This is a genomic window from Planktothrix sp. PLAVEN19ND, assembly GCF_057220675.1.
In genome coordinates this window covers 404,300-420,221 of sequence record NZ_CM170132.1, presented here as the reverse complement: position 1 = coordinate 420,221, position 15,922 = coordinate 404,300, and the positions used below count along the sequence as shown (strand labels likewise).

Genomic DNA, 15,922 nt, shown 5'->3' with positions numbered 1-15,922 from the left:
CTGCTCCCCCTGCCTCCCCTGCTCTCCTACCTCCCCTGCTCCCCCATGAATGCTGCCGTTGAATTATTGAACGTTTCTAAATTATTTAAAGGATTAAATAGCCAGGATTTTTTGGCTGTTAATCAACTGAATTTACAAATCAAAACTGGAGAATTTTTCTCCTTATTAGGGCCATCTGGTTGTGGAAAAACCACAACATTAAGAATGATTGCTGGATTTGAACATCCGACTTCAGGGGAAATTTTAATTCATCAACAACCGATGAAAAATTATCCTCCCTTTCATCGTCCCGTTAATACCGTCTTTCAAAATTATGCCTTATTTCCCCATTTAACTATTGCGGAAAATGTTGCCTTTGGACTAGAAATGGAAAATTTGCCCCGTCCCCAAATTAAAAGTAGAGTTTTAGAAGTATTATCCTTAGTTAAATTAACCGATTTTCAAACTCGTTATCCCCGTCAACTATCCGGTGGACAACAACAACGGGTAGCTTTAGCTAGAGCATTAGTTAAACAACCAAAAGTGTTATTATTTGATGAACCTTTGGGGGCTTTAGATTTAAAATTGCGAAAAGAAATGCAGTTAGAACTCAAAAAAATGCAGAAACAATTAGGGATTACTTTTGTTTATGTCACCCATGATCAAGAAGAAGCTCTAACCATGTCTGATCGAATTGGGATTATGAATTATGGAGAATTATTACAAGTAGGAAACCCGATGGAAATTTATGAATATCCTCAGACTAAATTCGTCGCTGATTTTATTGGAGAAACCAACTTTTTAACGGCAAAAGTAACCGAAACCCAAGGACAAGAAATTACCCTTTTAATTGATGAAAAACTCCCGATTCATCTGACAGCATCTCAACCTATTATACTAGGACAAATAATCAATTTAGTCATCCGTCCAGAAAAATTAACTATCTATCCTAAGACCCATGAAAATCTGGGAAATTATCAAAATGCACAAACCTGGGAAGGAACTATTGAAGAATCTGTTTATTTGGGAACTGATACCCGTTATGGAGTGCGTTTAACTGATAAAATTTTAATCATTATTCGCCTGCAAAATTGGTATCAAGATGATTTGCAACAATTTAAAATTGGCGACCGGGTTAACGTCGTTATTTCACCGAATAGTATTCGGATAATTGACAATTAAAAACTGAATTATTATATATAGCAAGAGGCAATAGGGAATAGGCAATCTCGCTATAGGTAAATACTTACCATGAGCAGCTTTTAGCTTTCAAGAATGTTCTAATAGATGCGGCAACTGCTATATTTTAATCTTAAAAAATATTTCAAAACAAAAAAACGCCCATCCTAATGGGCGCTAAATCAGGGTGCAATACCATCAATATTCTGATATCATATTATAGTTGATCAGAACCATATCGGATCGGGATTTTTAATAAAAATTAACAATAATATTCTCCAAAACTTTTAATTGTTACTTCCATGACTCCAACATTAATCGGACGGTGGCAAACTCGTCTATTTCTATTTGCAACTATTGGTGTTTTAGTAACCTTAGCCTTTTTGGGGTTAAAAATTAATGATCAACCCCGATCAATTTATTTTTGGGTTTTAGGATATATTACCTGTTTTGGCTTTTTTTGGGATATTCTGTATATCAAAATGCAACAATTTCGCTGGGATCGAGATTGGCTAGGTGTTTTTCAACTCTTAGCCGGAATTTGGGAAGGCTTATTTTTAGTAAATCTGATCAAAACAATCGGTTTACCCGGTCTTTCTGCTTCAGAATTTAATTTGGGACTATTTATTTTCCACTATAGTTGCGTTTGGGTTGCTATTTTTATTGCTTCCCAAAGTATAATGAGAATTTTATTTCCTTACTGGCGTTTTCGAGGGGGACAATTATTTTAAGTTTTAGGGTGCATAAGAGCTTCTCTCCCGCACCCTTTTCAATATCTTAAAACACCCGCCGATCAACCTTCAACTATCTCAATTTCCTTTAAAATTTTCAGAGAAGGAATATTAATTGGAATCATTTCTCGCCTAGCTTGGTTTAAATCATGAAAACTCCCACATAATAATAAGCGATCGCCTGCTTCTAAATCCAAACTTCGATTCGGCCAGCGATAAAATTTATCCTCTCGACGTAGGGCTTGAATTTGTACCCGAAACCGATTTGCTAAATCTAATTTAGATAAAGATTTACCAATTACCGGACTATTTTCGGGAATATTTAACCATTGACAAGAAATACTTTCCGCCGGAATCGTCACTTCTCCTTTTGCCAATTGATCTAAAGTTTCTAAGGCGGCTGCTTCTCCCACCACTAATAACTTATCATCCTTTTCTAAACGAACTTGACCATCGGGATAATCAATTTCTTCTCCTGTAAACCGTCGAATAGCCATCACACTAATTCCCGTCATCGGACGGATATTACTTTCTTCTAACGTCATTCCTATCAAGGGAGAAATCACAGGTAAAGTATACCATTTACTATTCATTTCTTGAGTAGCCTGCTGTAAATCCCGCGCCACTTCTTGAGCCGATTGTTTCAGGCGAAAATCAGAATACTGACTTTGACGAATTTTCTGTATTTCCTGTTGAATTTTATCCCCTCCTAACCCCATTTTTGTTAATACATGATTTGATAATTCTAAGCTGGCTTCAAATTCTGGTTGCACTACCTCTTTCGCCCCTAATTGATATAGTAATTCAATATCCTTATCTCGATCTGCTATGACAATTACATCTAAATTTGGTGAAAATTCTAAGGATCTTCTTAAACATAATCGGGTACTCATGGGGTCAGGAAGGGCGATCGCCATGGATGCTGCCCGATCCACCCCGGCAGCTTCTAAAACGTGCAAACTAGCTGCATTTCCATATAAATAAGGAATCTGATTATTTCTTAATTCCTGTACTGTTTGTTCAGATTGATCAATCACAACCACCGCATAATTATGAGCTTGTAAAAGCTGAACTAAATTACGACCAACCCGACCATATCCACAGACAATAATATGGTTTTGTTGAGGTAAATCTTCGGAAATATTCGTGATTTTTTTACTGTTTTCTAAAAGATTAGATAAATCCCATTTTTCCTCAATCCAATCTAATAATTTCGGAGCAAATTGCAAAATAAACGGGGTAATCATTAATGTTAAAGCTGTCGTCCCCACAATTAATAAATAAACCCGTCGAGAAACCAACCCTAATCCCTGTCCAGCACTGGCTAAAACAAAAGAAAACTCTCCTATTTGAGCTAATCCTAATCCGGTAATAATTGAAGTTCGCCAAGAATAGCCAAATAATTTAACTATCGGAATAATAATTAAGGTTTTTCCAGCTACAATCAGCAACATTAAACCAATAATCAATTCTAAATGTTCCCAGAGAAAGATCGGATCAATTAACATCCCTACCGCCACAAAAAATAAAGCGGCAAAAATATCCCTGATCGGTTCAACATAGGTTAAGGTTTGATCGGCATATTCCACTTCAGAAATCATTAACCCGGCTACAAAAGCCCCCATTTCAATCGAAAAACCCAAATGTTCTGTTAACAGAGCAATTCCCAAACATAAGGCGACAACCCCTAATAAAAATAGTTCTTTACTTTCAGTTTTTGCTAAAAATTGTAATAACTTAGGAATTACCCAAATTCCGGCAATAACTGCCCCTAATGCAAATAATCCAATTAATAAAAGCGATCGTCCCACCGCTTCAAAAATCACCCCGCCCTGGGGTTGATTTAAAGCAGGTAATACCGCCAACATTAACCCCAAAGCCAAATCCTGTACCACTAAAATCCCTAACATTACCTGCCCTTGAGGACTCGCCATTTCATTGCGTTCCATCAAACATTTCAGAACAACGGCTGTCGAAGATAGGGATAAAATTGCTCCTAAAAATATGCCTTGAATTGGAGAAGTATCCCAACCTAAAATCCCCATAGTTAGGGCGGTAATTAATATCGTAAAGATAATTTGTAACCCGCCACCTCCTAAACTAATTCCCTGGACTTTTTTTAACTCCGCAAAAGAGAATTCTACCCCCAAAGCAAAAAGCAGAAATGCTACTCCAAATTGAGCGAGGGTTTCGACTTGAATTAACTCTTTAATCACCCCTAATCCACCCGGGCCAACAATGATCCCACCAATCAAATACCCTAAAATCGCCGGTTGTCGCAGTAAGGAGGCTAAAAGTCCTCCAACAGTCGCAGCGGCAAGGACAAGGACTAAATCTACAATTAAACGAAAGTCTTCTGGCACGGTTAATTTTAGGTTAAATAACTCAATGTAAAATTATATTACTAATTCTTAAGATACTAGAATTGTTAAGATTCTGGGATTAGTCCTAAAATTTTAGGGGGGTGACCCGTCAACATTGGAGACAAAACAGAAGATGAGAATAAAAATCCCTCGGGGGATCAAATCGTTGGTTTTAGCCCTAATCACCGTTGGGGTGGTTCTTGCCGTGCCGGGACTAGCTGCCCAGGTACGGGTCAATCCTACCGCCCCGGAGTTGGGGAATACCTTGTCTGTGGTTTTGGAGTCCCCCACTTCCGCCACCCCCACGGTTACTTGGCAGGGCAAAACCTACCCGATGTTTACCACTGCCCCAAACCGGATGCGGGCCTTATTACCGACGACACCTTTGGATCAGCCGGGAACTAAATCCCTACAAATTAATGATGGGACACAGGGACAGAACTTAACGGTACAGTTGCGCGATCGCTCCTTTCCCACCCAGTCCATTTGGCTACCCCCCGATAAAGAAGAACTCAACGGTACGGATAAGGAATTTGATCGGGTGGATGCGTTTAAAGCCTTGGTGACTCCCGAAAAATACTGGAAAGGCCCATTTTTACGTCCCAATGCCGGAGAAATTACTACCATTTATGGCGTCCGCCGTTACTACAATGGCGAGTTTGCCAAAGACTATTACCATCGGGGCGTAGATTATGCCGGGGAAATGGGATCGCCCGTAGTTGCCCCAGCAGCCGGACGAGTTGCCCTGGTGGGACGAGAATCCGAGGGATTTGAAATTCACGGCAATGTCATTGGTTTGGATCACGGTCAGGGGGTGGCAAGTATTTTCATGCACCTCAGCCGGATTGATGTGCGGGAGGGAGATTTTGTCCAACCCGGTCAAGTGATTGGGGCGGTGGGAGCAACGGGAGCATCAACTGGGCCGCACCTACATTGGGGTCTCTATGTTCAGGGCCAAGCTGTTGATCCGGTTCCCTGGCGCTATGCAGCCATTGAGTGAACGGATGTGTCGAAAATCATAAACTGATGGTGGGTGGGTTAGGCCTAATTCCCTCAGTATTGTAAAACTTCACTCAACTTCTGGTTGAATATTCTCAGGAATAGTATTTTGTTAACAAAAGAGATTAGCGAAACGGATTGCCTCGGCTTTCCCTATGGAGTAGTATGGAGTATGACTTAAAAGCCAAAGACGGTTAAAAAGCCCTTGAAAATCCGGTCACACAAGCGTCCTTACCTAATCGGTTACTAAAAGGACTGCGCCTATTGTCTAGGACAAGCAAAAGGGTTTAACAAGAGGTAATTAAAAAAGAGTTGAAGGAAAAAAGCAGTCCCAAATGCTTTACAGCTATGGGATAGGGGGTGTTGTAGTTCACCCAGTCCGGTTCACCCCGGCCAAGTAAGACCTGAGATATTTGTCTATGGTTTTTCTAACTATTTAAAGATTTAGGAGACTCTCGTTTTCCCGCTTTATTGCTGTGAATTGCAGTGGTGAAGAAACCAAAAAGCCTTTTTGGCGGGAATATTGAGGCGCATAGTCGTTAAAAATAAAAATTATACGAAGTGCAATAGCATTATGAGTATTGAAAAGATTGTTGAGCAAGCGTTAGGAGACGGGTATCTGACCCCTTCGATGGAGGCAGAGGTTGGAAGAATTTGTAACACCGCTTCAGAACTGTCTATTGAAGAATATATGGCTTTGGATCGGTTGATGGGTGCTTTGTTAACGGGTGAAGTCGTTGTTTTGCCCCGCAAACAATTTATTAATGTCATGGAGGAATTAGTCCTCAGTGAAGCGATCGCCAAGGTGGCAGAAATCGAAGAAAACAGCGAGCAAACCCTAGATGTGGGAGATATTGCCGCCTATGCCCTCAACCGTCTTCCACCCCTTTATGCCACCACGGAAGAAGGGGCGCAATTCCAACGTTCAAGGGCTAAAGAAGAACTGCAAGCCCTGATTTCTGGTCAGATCAAAGCTGCTATTGAACGCAACATTAACAGCGTTGCCCAACATCAAACCGTTCTGGGTAAGGCCGGTGGCGACACAGTATTAACCCAAGTGAGTGCCTTGTTACAAACCTATGCCCAAAACTACGAACGCACCAGCAGTTAGAACCACCGATTAAGACCGATAGTTCTGGTCAAGACTCCCCCGCTTCCCTTGAGGGTACAGCAGGGGATTTCTATTTTTGCGCTTATTGATAGATGCTTTGAATCTCAGCCCTAATCAGTCTCACACACTCTCCAATGGCTTAAAAACCTCAAGGATATCAGGTATCTTGTTGGGAAATCCCGACGGCTTGATTGGCACGCTGTTCCCGCTTCTTGCGTTCGGCCTGGGTCATTTCTTCGATCATAATCCGAGCTTGGGCTAGTTTTTCCAGATTGCTGCGATAGAGATCTAAATCCTTGAGCAGTTTGTCTTGGGGTAAATTTAGGACTTCGGCCATTTGACCTAAAATTTGTTCCCTGGTCGCCTTGTCCTGAATGCTTTTGGGATCAGCCTGTTCTAAAAGGGTAAATAAACCAATGGCAAATAAACGACTGTATTTGAACTTGGAATTATTGATAATCCTTTGAAAATGCCCTTGTAACTCCTGATCTGACTCCCCATAATTAGGAGATTTTAAACTGGCAATTAAGTCTTTAATCGATAGATTTTGGGCCAATGCCTGTAAGCGTTCAGCATCACCCCGATACCGTTGGGGGTCATCTTGTTCAGCTTTGATCAGAGCATTATAAATCGATTCTTGATCAGATAAGGGATGATACCCCTGCATGAAGCGATCAAAAGCCGTTACAACACCCAGGGCATAAATGGGGTCATAGCTAAAATCAACATTGACCGAGAGCAAGTGCATTTCCACCATCAACTCCTCAACCACACGACGATAGATCGAGTTGATGGGACGAGTATGTAGACTGTAAAAAGTACGCTTTGTATCTGAAACCGTGCGGATGTTGTTCACAAGCCAATCTTAAAAGGGACTAAATATTATTCTAATTTTTGGCGGTCGGATTGTAACGCTTTCCCGTCACTCATGCTAATTCGTTGAAGTCGGGAATTAGATTCGACTATCGTGGAAAAAAACACTATAGCAAGAGGCAATAGGGAATAGGCAATGGGCAATAGGTAAATACTTACTGTGAGCAGCTTTTAGCTTTCAGGTTGAATTGGGCTTTGAAGCTACGGCGGATCATTTTTTCAGCTATGACAAAGGGATTGACCCTGGTACGGGAAAGGCATTATGGGGAGCTCTGTTAGGGCCATTTCAATTTCAAAAACGCTGTTGTTTTGCGACAATGTTACCTGAAAATCCCACTTAAACCCCAAAACCTACCGGTCAGCCCCGGGTAGAGACGCACCCAAGCACGTCCCCACCGATGAAAGGTGACCTTTGGGGTGAGAAACCCAGGATATTTTAACTTCAACTGGCTCTTACCCCGCCTTCAAGGGCTTCATCTTCTGCCTCAAAAATCTCAAATACAGAATCCATCATGGTCACCTCAAATACCAACTTGGCTTCGGGATGAACATTACAAATTCGGAAGCTGCCCTTCACTTTGTCAGCATCTCGCATTCCAGCAACCAGTGAAGTCAGACCTGAACTATCAATAAAGTTCACTTGACCTAGATTTACCACGACATGGCGACTCAATTTAGATATACATTCCTGCAACTTGAGGCGGAATTGCCAAGCTGTTGTGATGTCTAGGCGTCCTGTTGGTGCCAAGACAATGACCTTTGTGCCATCCTGGGTCGTATGTTCTTTTTGATCGATATGAATCACTGACCGTCCCCTCGGAATTTTTGATATTGCTTTGGTTGCTTATCTGATCTGTAGTTTAACTCAGACCTGTGAGTTGGGAGCAGTCCAGTTCACCCAATCTTGAGGCTTCAAGAAAGTATCATACAGTTCTGCTTCTGGAGTCCCTGGTTTTGGCTCATAGCCATATTCCCATCTTACCAGAGGCGGTAAAGACATGAGAATTGACTCAGTACGACCATTGGTTTGTAGACCAAAAATTGTTCCCCGATCATAAACCAAATTGAATTCCACATATCGACCCCGCCGATATAATTGGAACTGCCGTTCTCGATCTCCATAGTCATTAGAACGCCTGCGTTCTACAATCGGCCCATAAGCGGGTAGAAAAGCTCCTCCACAGTCTTGTGCAAAACTGAACAAAGAGTCCCAATCTTTTGGATTAGGGATTCCCACCTTATCACTATACAGGGCGGCTGCTCCTTTCGGATCAGGGCCTTTATAGAGTTGGCTTTGTCCATCTTGATAGTCAAAAAAGATACCGCCTACCCCCCGGGTTTCTTGCCGATGTTTCAGATAGAAATATTCATCGCACCAAGATTTAAATACAGGATAATAGTGTGGATCGTGGCGATCGCAAGTTTCTTTTAAGGTTTGATGGAAATGGTGGGCATCTTCGGCAAAGGGATAATAGGGGGTTAAATCAATACCGCCCCCAAACCACCACACGGGCCCGGCTTCAAAATAGCGATAATTCAGGTGTACCGTGGGAATATAGGGATTGCGGGGATGCAAGACCATGGAAGTTCCCGTGGCATAAAATCCATATCCGGCGGCTTCTGGGCGTTGGGCCAGAATCGAGGGGGGCAATGTTTCGCCCCAAACCTCGGAGAAGTTCACTCCGCCTTGTTCAAAGACATCGCCCTCTCGGATCACACGAGATCGACCGCCACCTCCTTCGGGACGCTCCCAAGCGTCCTCTCTAAACTTGCCAAGGCCATCAAGCTGTTCTAAGCCTTGACAAATTTCATCCTGGAGTTGTTTCATAAACTGACTGACACGGGTTTGAGAGTCAGTCGCAGGGATCAAGTGGGGCGTAGTAGTTTCCGATACCTGAGAAGCTGTCATAATTTTTTTTAACCTATTTCGCGATCGCAAACAATTGGTTGTAATCTCACCAAGCGTTATGATCATGTCTGCATTGTGTCCCCTGAGTCAAGTGACTAACGGGAACTTCTGCAATCAAACCCTAATAGTGTAAATCTTGTTTACATTAATTTTAAGTTACCTTAAGCTTTTTTCAGACTTCTCCCCAAAATATTAAGAACTTTTGAATCACCCAATTCTTTAATAATAAGGGGGAGGGATAAATGCTCTATTCGCCAAAATAGCCTTCCGTCCATTGCTCAAACTGGGAACACTCTTATCCAATATGCTTGATATCAATACAGTATTAGAGGTATTACGACCTGTACAAGACCCCGAACTCCAAAAGAGTTTGGTGGAGTTAAACATGATTCGTAACATTCAGATCAAAGGAGGGGAGATTAGTTTTACCTTAGTTCTCACTACCCCCGCCTGTCCCTTGCGGGAATTTATTGTCGAGGATTGTCAGAAAGCGGTTAAACAGCTACCTGGGGTGGAAACGGTTGTTGTTGATGTTACGGCCGAAACTCCTCAACAAAAGGCTTTACCAGACCGTCAAGGCATTCCAGGGGTTAAAAATATTCTGGCTATTTCTAGTGGCAAAGGGGGCGTGGGAAAAAGTACCGTGGCGGTGAATGTGGCCGTTGCCCTGGCTAGAATGGGGGCTAAAGTTGGGTTAATTGATGCCGATATTTATGGCCCTAATGACCCCACGATGTTAGGGTTAGCCGATGCTCAGGTTGTGGTACAGCAAAGTCCCCAGGGAGAATTCCTAGAACCTGCTTTTAATCATGGGGTGAAGTTGGTTTCTATGGCCTTCTTGATTGATAAAGACCAACCTGTAATTTGGCGAGGCCCGATGTTAAATGGGGTTATTCGTCAATTTCTCTATCAAGTCAATTGGGGTGAATTAGACTATTTACTGGTGGATATGCCGCCCGGCACCGGAGATGCTCAACTCACCCTCGCCCAAGCTGTTCCCATGTCCGGGGTCGTAATTGTCACCACGCCCCAGTTAGTGTCCCTGCTAGACTCCCGTAAGGGGTTAAAAATGTTCCAACAGTTGGGGGTTTCGGTGTTGGGAATTGTGGAAAATATGAGTTATTTTATCCCTCCCGATGCCCCGGAGAAAAAATACGATATCTTTGGTTCCGGGGGCGGGGCAAAAACGGCCCAAGAATTAGGTGTTCCTTTGCTGGGGTCTATTCCGTTGGAAATGCCTGTCCGAGAAGGGGGAGATATCGGGGTTCCCATTGTCATCTCTGAGCCTAACTCTGCGGCTGCTTTAGAGTTAACGGCGATCGCCCAACGCATCGCCGGAAAAGTCTCTGTCTTCGCCTTAACTTAGGTTTTGATTGTTAAGAGGTAGGGGTGGAGGCGACCCCTATTACTGTCAACTTATAGACTGTAGTGGCGGGTTCTAATAGCTCTAACAAATCCTACCCTAAATCTTAATAAACCCGCCCTCTTTCTATTAACATATTTTGGCAAAGATGGGAGGGTTTAGAGAGGTTATTGCTGGGATGTCAAAGATTGACGCGAACCCGTCCCTACATTTTGTGATGATTTTAATACTTTAATCACCGCAAGATAAAATATAATTTTGAATCACGGAATCAACTGTAAAAACTATTTCATTGTCTAAATTTTGTTTTTCAATTAATCCTCGTCTTTCTAAGGAAAGCAGCACTTTAAAGAGTTGATTTGGAGTATCAGAAAATTGTCCTAATAATTGTGATAGTAGAACAGGTTGAGGGTGGGAAGACAGAAAAGCGATCGCTTCTTTTTCTAATTCCGATAATCGCTGATACTGTTGTTGTAAAATTTGGGTTAATTCATCTCCTAAACAGACAGGTTTATAACTGATATATTGATTAATTTTACCTCCAAATAATTGCTTGATCAAATGATTAGCTAATTTTAAATAAAGGGGATTTCCTCGAAATAGATTAATTAATTCTGGGTAATTTTCCTCATTCTGTAATCCTTGGTTTTTCAATATTTGCGTTGCTTTTTGTCCTAAACCTGTTAAGGAGAAAATTTGAGTTAAACCACTCTCTCCACTCAAGGTAACGACTTCTAAGGGAGGTTCCCAACTATTGAATAGTAAACAACTATTATGGGTTAATTCTCCGATCAGTTTAAAGAATTTACTATAGTTTTGATATTCCGGTTGATAATTGCCCACCAGTTGACCGTCTTTAAATAGACACTGAACATCATCTAAGATAATTAAACAACGGCGATCGCGTAAACATTCTAATAAAATTGCTAATTGACCATCGAGATCATCAGGAAGATTTAATTCCGTGTGGTTTGATAAAAATTGAATCAACTCTTTTAAGGTTGTTTCTAAACAAGAAAAGCTACGAAGACTCCGCCAAATAATACAATCAAATTCTGTTTTTATCTGTTCAACTAGATGACGGGCGATCGCACTTTTTCCCATTCCGCTTATTCCTAAAATAGCAATCATGCGAGATTGTTTTTCTAGGATTGATTGTTTTAGAGTATTGAGTTCAGAAGTGCGATTATCAAATGTTGCTAATTCCGGTGCATCTCTTAAATCAATTTGCGGTTTTATAATCGAATATTGTTGATTTTCTGTTGCTGTTGGTGGGGCGTTTTGTTTCGCTTTTGGGGGTTTTGTAGAGTTTCCACAATAACTAATATTTTCGATTTTAACATCCTTCCAAAAGTAAGCAGAATGAATACTATTATTTAATTGAATTCTTCCAAATGTAGAGCGTAAATTAGATTTATTAACAACTTCCCCAACTTCCTCTGATATCACCTGCCATAATTCCGATGCAGCTTTTCTAACATGAGGTTCGGTACAGTTGTATTGGTTAGCAATGTCCCCGTATTTTTGACTATCCCACACCCCCATTAATATCGCTTCTTGCAGACTACTTAAGTGTTTCCCTGTTTTTTCAAATACCACTTGGTCAGCCCATGTCAGCATTTCATCAAAGTCCATTTGACTTAAATATTACAAATGATTAACTATTATTTCACATTTTCCGATTTTTTGCAACTTTTTCCTACAAAATTATATTTATATACTCATTTTAGGTTTTACCTTGAATAAATATTAACATATATTGTACAAAATCCTATATTTTGCACCTTGCAAAAATCAGAAAGATGCTCTATAGTAATAAAATCAAATACTCACTATGTAAAAAGTATAACAACTGTTAAAACTCAAAGCCAAATAAATAATTAAGGTTAAGTTATCATGGTCTCACAAAAAACTTTGTATTTTAGTCTAACTATTTTATCCTTTTTGCCGTTTTTTAACTTCAAATTTACAAATAATATGGTGTTGCCATCCGGTTCAAAATGGCTGATGGCGGAAGAAACACCAGCAGAATTGGTAGATGATTTAAACAAAGCTACACAGATTTTTCAAGAAAGGGCAAATCAAGCTAAACAGTCTGAAGCAAAACAGTATCTCTCGTCAATGAGCAAAGGGCAGCAAGTATTTTATGTGGAAAACTCTTTCTTTGCATCTAGGTTAGAAGGGTTACAATACTTAGGTATAGGTCTAAAATCAGAAACAGATAACTATTCTTACAGTATTATTGAGATTAATAAAGAGAAATTTGTTCAAATGGTAGCTTTAAGCAAAAGAGATGAGTTAAGAACTTACACAGCAATCGTTGGTTTGCAAGGGACATCAGGGAACTATTCTTCAACATCGATACTTTGTGAAAGTAATCAACCTACGAGAGATTTTCCCCCAAGACACGAAGATGCTAATAGTTGTCCCCCTGGTTATTCAGAGGTTGAAAGATAATAGATGTGTAAGGTTGGTAACAATAAAAAAGATGAGGATCTTAATCGAAAGTTGAGCAATAATCATGTCCGGTGTAGGGGCGAGGCGCGCCTCGCCCCTACGGGGAATTGAGGATCAGCAATAGTTTTATAAAAGGTTAAAACCCCATCAATATAGTTCGAGATGATCAAAATTTAAAAGGGAAGATCAATCAGTAATTCACTTTTAATTTTATTTAAAGGCGGATGTTCTGGATCATCTTCCCAACGTAAGGGATTTTCAATAATGTATTTTCTAATTGCATTTAAAGCGGTTTCATCTCTGATAATTTCTTCATAATAATCTCGTTGCCAAATTAATCCTTGACCGGAATTATTACAAATTCTATTAATAGATTTAGACACAGAAGATTTATACCAACCCACAACAGCACCCAAGGATTTTGGAGCAGCACCATGAGGTCGTTGTGTTGATTCTGAAGATATTTCTTGTTCTGATAATGATGTCCGGTGTAGGGGCGAGGCGCGCCTCGCCCCTACGGGGAATTGAGGATCGGCAATGATTTCATGGAAAATTAAAATCCCATGAATATGATTCGGCATGATGATAAAATAGTCTAATTCAACATGAGGGAATTTTTCAGCAATTTGTTGCCAGGTATTAAAAGCGATCGCCCCTAAAGAATTAAATCGCATTTCCCTTTGAACAATATCTCCAAATAAACATTGTTTTTCCTTCGTGCAAATCGTAACAAAATATCCCCCAGGTTGAGTATAATCGTATCCTTTTAAACGAATAGAACGCCGATGATGAATTTGTGGATTATAGGGCATATTTTTTTGATGATAAAAATAGATAATCTACATTCGAGGTTTAAGTTGAAAGTATTCGCACCCGTAGGGGCGAGGCGCGCCTCGCCCCTACACCGGAGGATTGAGGATAATCAAATTTACTATAATTAAATAGATTACCCCCTGAACTCAAATATAGTCATGACGATCATACCCATTTAACTCCCCCAAACTGTGTTTTCTGCACTCCGTAGCTCGACAAATATCTTGACTTTGAGAACTATTGTAACAACACCTCGAAGCAGATGGGTCGGGGGAGAGGTCACACCCGTTTTTGGAGAAAATCAAACGGCCCTGTCCCGATTCCCGCCACTGGGTGCTATAGTTTAAAATTGTCTGATGTTAAGTGGCTGTTTATTTTTAAACCTGCAATTATGCTACTGATTACCCTATTACTCTACGCCGCTTTAGCGGGTGCTTATTTGTTAGTGCTTCCGGCTGCCTTATATGCCTATATGAATGCTCGTTGGTATGTGGCCAGTTCTTTTGAACGCGCATTTATGTACTTTTTAGTCTTCTTCTTTTTCCCTGGATTAATTCTTCTAGCTCCCTTCTTTAATTTCCGTCCTCAACCTAGAAAAATTGCCAGCTAATGCGACGAATTGATGTTATTGCTATTGGAATGCTCGTCTTTTTGATAGGTGGATCGATCTACCTAATTTTACAATGGGCGGGTCTGAATAGCGTTGATGCTGGCATCTGGAGTCAGACTTTTTTAGTCGGTGGTTTATTTATTTGGTTACTCACTTATTTATTCCGGGTGGGAAGTCGAAATATGACCTATAACCAACAACTGAAAAACTACGAAGATGCGGTTTTTCAAAAACGACTGGAAGAAATGACTCCAGAAGAATTGGCTCAATTGCAAGCGGAAGTTGAAGCAGAAAAAAATAATTGAAAATCTTACTTTTTTTCTGCTTAATTATTGGATAATTAGTTGGTCTATTTGAGTTTAATTTTAATGATTTCTGTTTCTCAGTGCTTTGAATCCTTAAGAACTTCGGACAAAAAAAACTGTGCTTTAATTCCTTTTATTACCGCCGGTGATCCGAACTTAGAAACAACCGCGAAAGCCTTACAAATTCTGGATCAAAATGGGGCTGATTTAATTGAGTTGGGGGTTCCCTATTCTGACCCCTTAGCCGATGGCCCGGTAATTCAAGCCGCAGCAACTCGCGCTTTACAAAAGGGAACCCGTTTAGATCAAGTATTAGAAATGGTGACAACGGTTAGCCCAACCTTGAAAGCCCCAATTATTTTATTCACTTACTATAATCCCATTTTACATCGAGGGATTAAACCCTTTTTAGAACAGATTTATCAAGCCGGGGCGAGGGGTTTAGTTGTCCCAGATTTACCCTTGGAAGAAGCGGAAACTTTATTGGAACCCGCCCGTCAAATTGGCATAGAAGTGACGTTGTTAGTGGCGCCAACCAGTCCGAAAGAACGGATTGAGTTAATCGCCCGTCAGTCCCAGGGGTTCATTTATTTAGTGAGTGTTACCGGGGTTACGGGGATGCGTACCCAAGTCCAAACCCGGGTTGAAGATATCCTCAAGGAAATGCGAGGTCTAACGGATAAACCCATTGGGGTTGGGTTCGGGATTTCTCAACCGGAACAAGCGACCCAAATGCGAGACTGGGGTGCAGATGCGGTGATTGTCGGGAGTGCTTTCGTTAAACGATTGGCGGAAGGAACACCGGAACAGGGTTTGGCGGATATTGGTCAGTTTTGTCAATCCCTAAAATCGGCAATTCAACACTAAAATACAGGACTTGTATGCCAAGTCCCCCGTTTGGGTATTAAATGTAACTATTTCCGTAATTTTTCAAGGACGATATAGCCTTTTAAACAATTGTTGTGTATAATTTATTTAGCTGAGTGTGTTTGTGATCAATTCACACTTGAGTCTATTCAATCTTTAGAACTTCCAGAGTGAGAACACTCGGTTGTTTTTTGGGGTTTCCTTAAAAGAAAGCAAGAACGCTGGAGGTATGGTGCTCCCATAAACACATTACCTCCAGCTCCTTGAAACCCTCGTAATGTGCCTTTCTGTTTATTATTATTGCAACCTTGCCAAACGATTGCAAGAGGTCTTTTGCAATCACCCACTTTTAAGGTTAGATGG

16 protein-coding genes are annotated in these 15,922 nt (G+C 40.8%); 10 read left to right on the top strand and 6 right to left on the bottom strand.

Going from position 1 to position 15,922, the window contains the following annotated elements; genetic code table 11:
- Window positions 1-45: 45 nt before the first annotated feature.
- Entirely contained in the window at window positions 46-1,161 is a 1,116-nt protein-coding gene (locus AC2D3N_RS01990) for an ABC transporter ATP-binding protein (protein WP_484692609.1), read from the top strand.
- Between the two features lie 299 nt (window positions 1,162-1,460).
- Window positions 1,461-1,889: a hypothetical protein gene (locus AC2D3N_RS01985; RefSeq protein WP_484692608.1), complete on the top strand. Its 429-nt coding sequence runs from the start codon at window positions 1,461-1,463 to the stop codon at window positions 1,887-1,889.
- A 62-nt stretch (window positions 1,890-1,951) separates the two neighbouring features.
- Here the strand turns inward: AC2D3N_RS01985 and AC2D3N_RS01980 are convergent, their stop codons facing one another.
- A complete protein-coding gene (locus tag AC2D3N_RS01980) occupies window positions 1,952-4,252 on the bottom strand; it encodes a cation:proton antiporter domain-containing protein (protein ID WP_079679656.1) in 2,301 nt (766 codons plus the stop codon).
- Between the two features lie 133 nt (window positions 4,253-4,385).
- On the opposite strand from AC2D3N_RS01980, the gene AC2D3N_RS01975 reads away from it, so the two are divergent.
- Window positions 4,386-5,252 carry a M23 family metallopeptidase gene (locus AC2D3N_RS01975; protein WP_484692607.1) on the top strand — a complete coding sequence of 289 codons (867 nt, stop codon included), beginning with the start codon at window positions 4,386-4,388 and terminating at the stop codon, window positions 5,250-5,252.
- A 573-nt stretch (window positions 5,253-5,825) separates the two neighbouring features.
- Window positions 5,826-6,362 carry a late competence development ComFB family protein gene (locus AC2D3N_RS01970; RefSeq protein ID WP_079679654.1) on the top strand — a complete coding sequence of 179 codons (537 nt, stop codon included), beginning with the start codon at window positions 5,826-5,828 and terminating at the stop codon, window positions 6,360-6,362.
- A 157-nt stretch (window positions 6,363-6,519) separates the two neighbouring features.
- Here AC2D3N_RS01970 and psb29 read toward each other — a convergent pair whose 3' ends face one another.
- A complete protein-coding gene (gene psb29 / locus AC2D3N_RS01965) occupies window positions 6,520-7,218 on the bottom strand; it encodes a photosystem II biogenesis protein Psp29 (protein WP_079679653.1) in 699 nt (232 codons plus the stop codon).
- Between the two features lie 205 nt (window positions 7,219-7,423).
- Between psb29 and AC2D3N_RS01960 the strand changes: the two genes are divergently transcribed.
- Window positions 7,424-7,576 carry a CpcT/CpeT family chromophore lyase gene (locus AC2D3N_RS01960; protein ID WP_079679652.1) on the top strand — a complete coding sequence of 51 codons (153 nt, stop codon included), beginning with the start codon at window positions 7,424-7,426 and terminating at the stop codon, window positions 7,574-7,576.
- A gap of 101 nt (window positions 7,577-7,677) precedes the next feature.
- Here the strand turns inward: AC2D3N_RS01960 and AC2D3N_RS01955 are convergent, their stop codons facing one another.
- Both AC2D3N_RS01955 and hemF read right to left on the bottom strand, forming a co-directional pair.
- Complete coding sequence (locus AC2D3N_RS01955) at window positions 7,678-8,040, bottom strand: STAS domain-containing protein (protein ID WP_079679651.1); 363 nt, start codon at window positions 8,038-8,040, stop codon at window positions 7,678-7,680.
- 60 nt (window positions 8,041-8,100) lie between these two features.
- Window positions 8,101-9,144 carry an oxygen-dependent coproporphyrinogen oxidase gene (hemF, locus tag AC2D3N_RS01950; RefSeq protein WP_079679650.1) on the bottom strand — a complete coding sequence of 348 codons (1,044 nt, stop codon included), beginning with the start codon at window positions 9,142-9,144 and terminating at the stop codon, window positions 8,101-8,103.
- A 304-nt stretch (window positions 9,145-9,448) separates the two neighbouring features.
- Between hemF and AC2D3N_RS01945 the strand changes: the two genes are divergently transcribed.
- Window positions 9,449-10,510, top strand: a complete 1,062-nt coding sequence (locus AC2D3N_RS01945; protein WP_484692606.1) for an Mrp/NBP35 family ATP-binding protein — start codon at window positions 9,449-9,451, stop codon at window positions 10,508-10,510.
- Between the two features lie 228 nt (window positions 10,511-10,738).
- Here AC2D3N_RS01945 and AC2D3N_RS01940 read toward each other — a convergent pair whose 3' ends face one another.
- Window positions 10,739-12,142 carry a helix-turn-helix domain-containing protein gene (locus AC2D3N_RS01940; protein WP_484692605.1) on the bottom strand — a complete coding sequence of 468 codons (1,404 nt, stop codon included), beginning with the start codon at window positions 12,140-12,142 and terminating at the stop codon, window positions 10,739-10,741.
- 261 nt (window positions 12,143-12,403) lie between these two features.
- On the opposite strand from AC2D3N_RS01940, the gene AC2D3N_RS01935 reads away from it, so the two are divergent.
- A complete protein-coding gene (locus tag AC2D3N_RS01935; RefSeq protein ID WP_079679647.1) occupies window positions 12,404-12,964 on the top strand; it encodes a type IV pilin-like G/H family protein in 561 nt (186 codons plus the stop codon).
- Between the two features lie 173 nt (window positions 12,965-13,137).
- Here the strand turns inward: AC2D3N_RS01935 and AC2D3N_RS01930 are convergent, their stop codons facing one another.
- Window positions 13,138-13,776: a transposase gene (locus AC2D3N_RS01930; RefSeq protein WP_484692604.1), complete on the bottom strand. Its 639-nt coding sequence runs from the start codon at window positions 13,774-13,776 to the stop codon at window positions 13,138-13,140.
- Window positions 13,777-14,168: 392 nt separating this feature from the next.
- On the opposite strand from AC2D3N_RS01930, the gene ndhL reads away from it, so the two are divergent.
- The 3 genes from ndhL to trpA all read left to right on the top strand — a co-directional run bounded on the left by ndhL (window position 14,169) and on the right by trpA (window position 15,559).
- Window positions 14,169-14,387, top strand: a complete 219-nt coding sequence (gene ndhL, locus AC2D3N_RS01925) for an NAD(P)H-quinone oxidoreductase subunit L (protein WP_079679645.1) — start codon at window positions 14,169-14,171, stop codon at window positions 14,385-14,387.
- The gene (locus AC2D3N_RS01920; RefSeq protein WP_079679644.1) at window positions 14,387-14,692 is read left to right on the top strand and encodes a DUF3007 family protein; all 306 of its coding nucleotides are present in this window, start codon (window positions 14,387-14,389) and stop codon (window positions 14,690-14,692) included. Before ndhL ends, AC2D3N_RS01920 begins: the two co-directional genes overlap by 1 nt.
- A gap of 63 nt (window positions 14,693-14,755) precedes the next feature.
- Window positions 14,756-15,559 (top strand): tryptophan synthase subunit alpha, encoded by an 804-nt coding sequence (trpA, locus tag AC2D3N_RS01915; RefSeq protein ID WP_079679643.1) that lies wholly within the window; start codon window positions 14,756-14,758, stop codon window positions 15,557-15,559.
- Window positions 15,560-15,922: the final 363 nt, after the last annotated feature.

Bases quoted from the DNA above. Each gene is read 5' to 3' on its own strand.
- AC2D3N_RS01990 (WP_484692609.1), top strand. From the start codon at position 46: ATGAATGCTGCCGTTGAATTATTGAACGTTTCTAAATTATTTAAAGGA.
- AC2D3N_RS01985 (WP_484692608.1), top strand. From the start codon at position 1,461: ATGACTCCAACATTAATCGGACGGTGGCAAACTCGTCTATTTCTATTT.
- AC2D3N_RS01975 (WP_484692607.1), top strand. From the start codon at position 4,386: ATGAGAATAAAAATCCCTCGGGGGATCAAATCGTTGGTTTTAGCCCTA.
- AC2D3N_RS01970 (WP_079679654.1), top strand. From the start codon at position 5,826: ATGAGTATTGAAAAGATTGTTGAGCAAGCGTTAGGAGACGGGTATCTG.
- hemF (WP_079679650.1), bottom strand. From the start codon at position 9,144: ATGACAGCTTCTCAGGTATCGGAAACTACTACGCCCCACTTGATCCCT.
- AC2D3N_RS01945 (WP_484692606.1), top strand. From the start codon at position 9,449: ATGCTTGATATCAATACAGTATTAGAGGTATTACGACCTGTACAAGAC.
- AC2D3N_RS01940 (WP_484692605.1), bottom strand. From the start codon at position 12,142: ATGGACTTTGATGAAATGCTGACATGGGCTGACCAAGTGGTATTTGAA.
- AC2D3N_RS01935 (WP_079679647.1), top strand. From the start codon at position 12,404: ATGGTCTCACAAAAAACTTTGTATTTTAGTCTAACTATTTTATCCTTT.
- AC2D3N_RS01930 (WP_484692604.1), bottom strand. From the start codon at position 13,776: ATGCCCTATAATCCACAAATTCATCATCGGCGTTCTATTCGTTTAAAA.
- ndhL (WP_079679645.1), top strand. From the start codon at position 14,169: ATGCTACTGATTACCCTATTACTCTACGCCGCTTTAGCGGGTGCTTAT.
- AC2D3N_RS01920 (WP_079679644.1), top strand. From the start codon at position 14,387: ATGCGACGAATTGATGTTATTGCTATTGGAATGCTCGTCTTTTTGATA.
- trpA (WP_079679643.1), top strand. From the start codon at position 14,756: ATGATTTCTGTTTCTCAGTGCTTTGAATCCTTAAGAACTTCGGACAAA.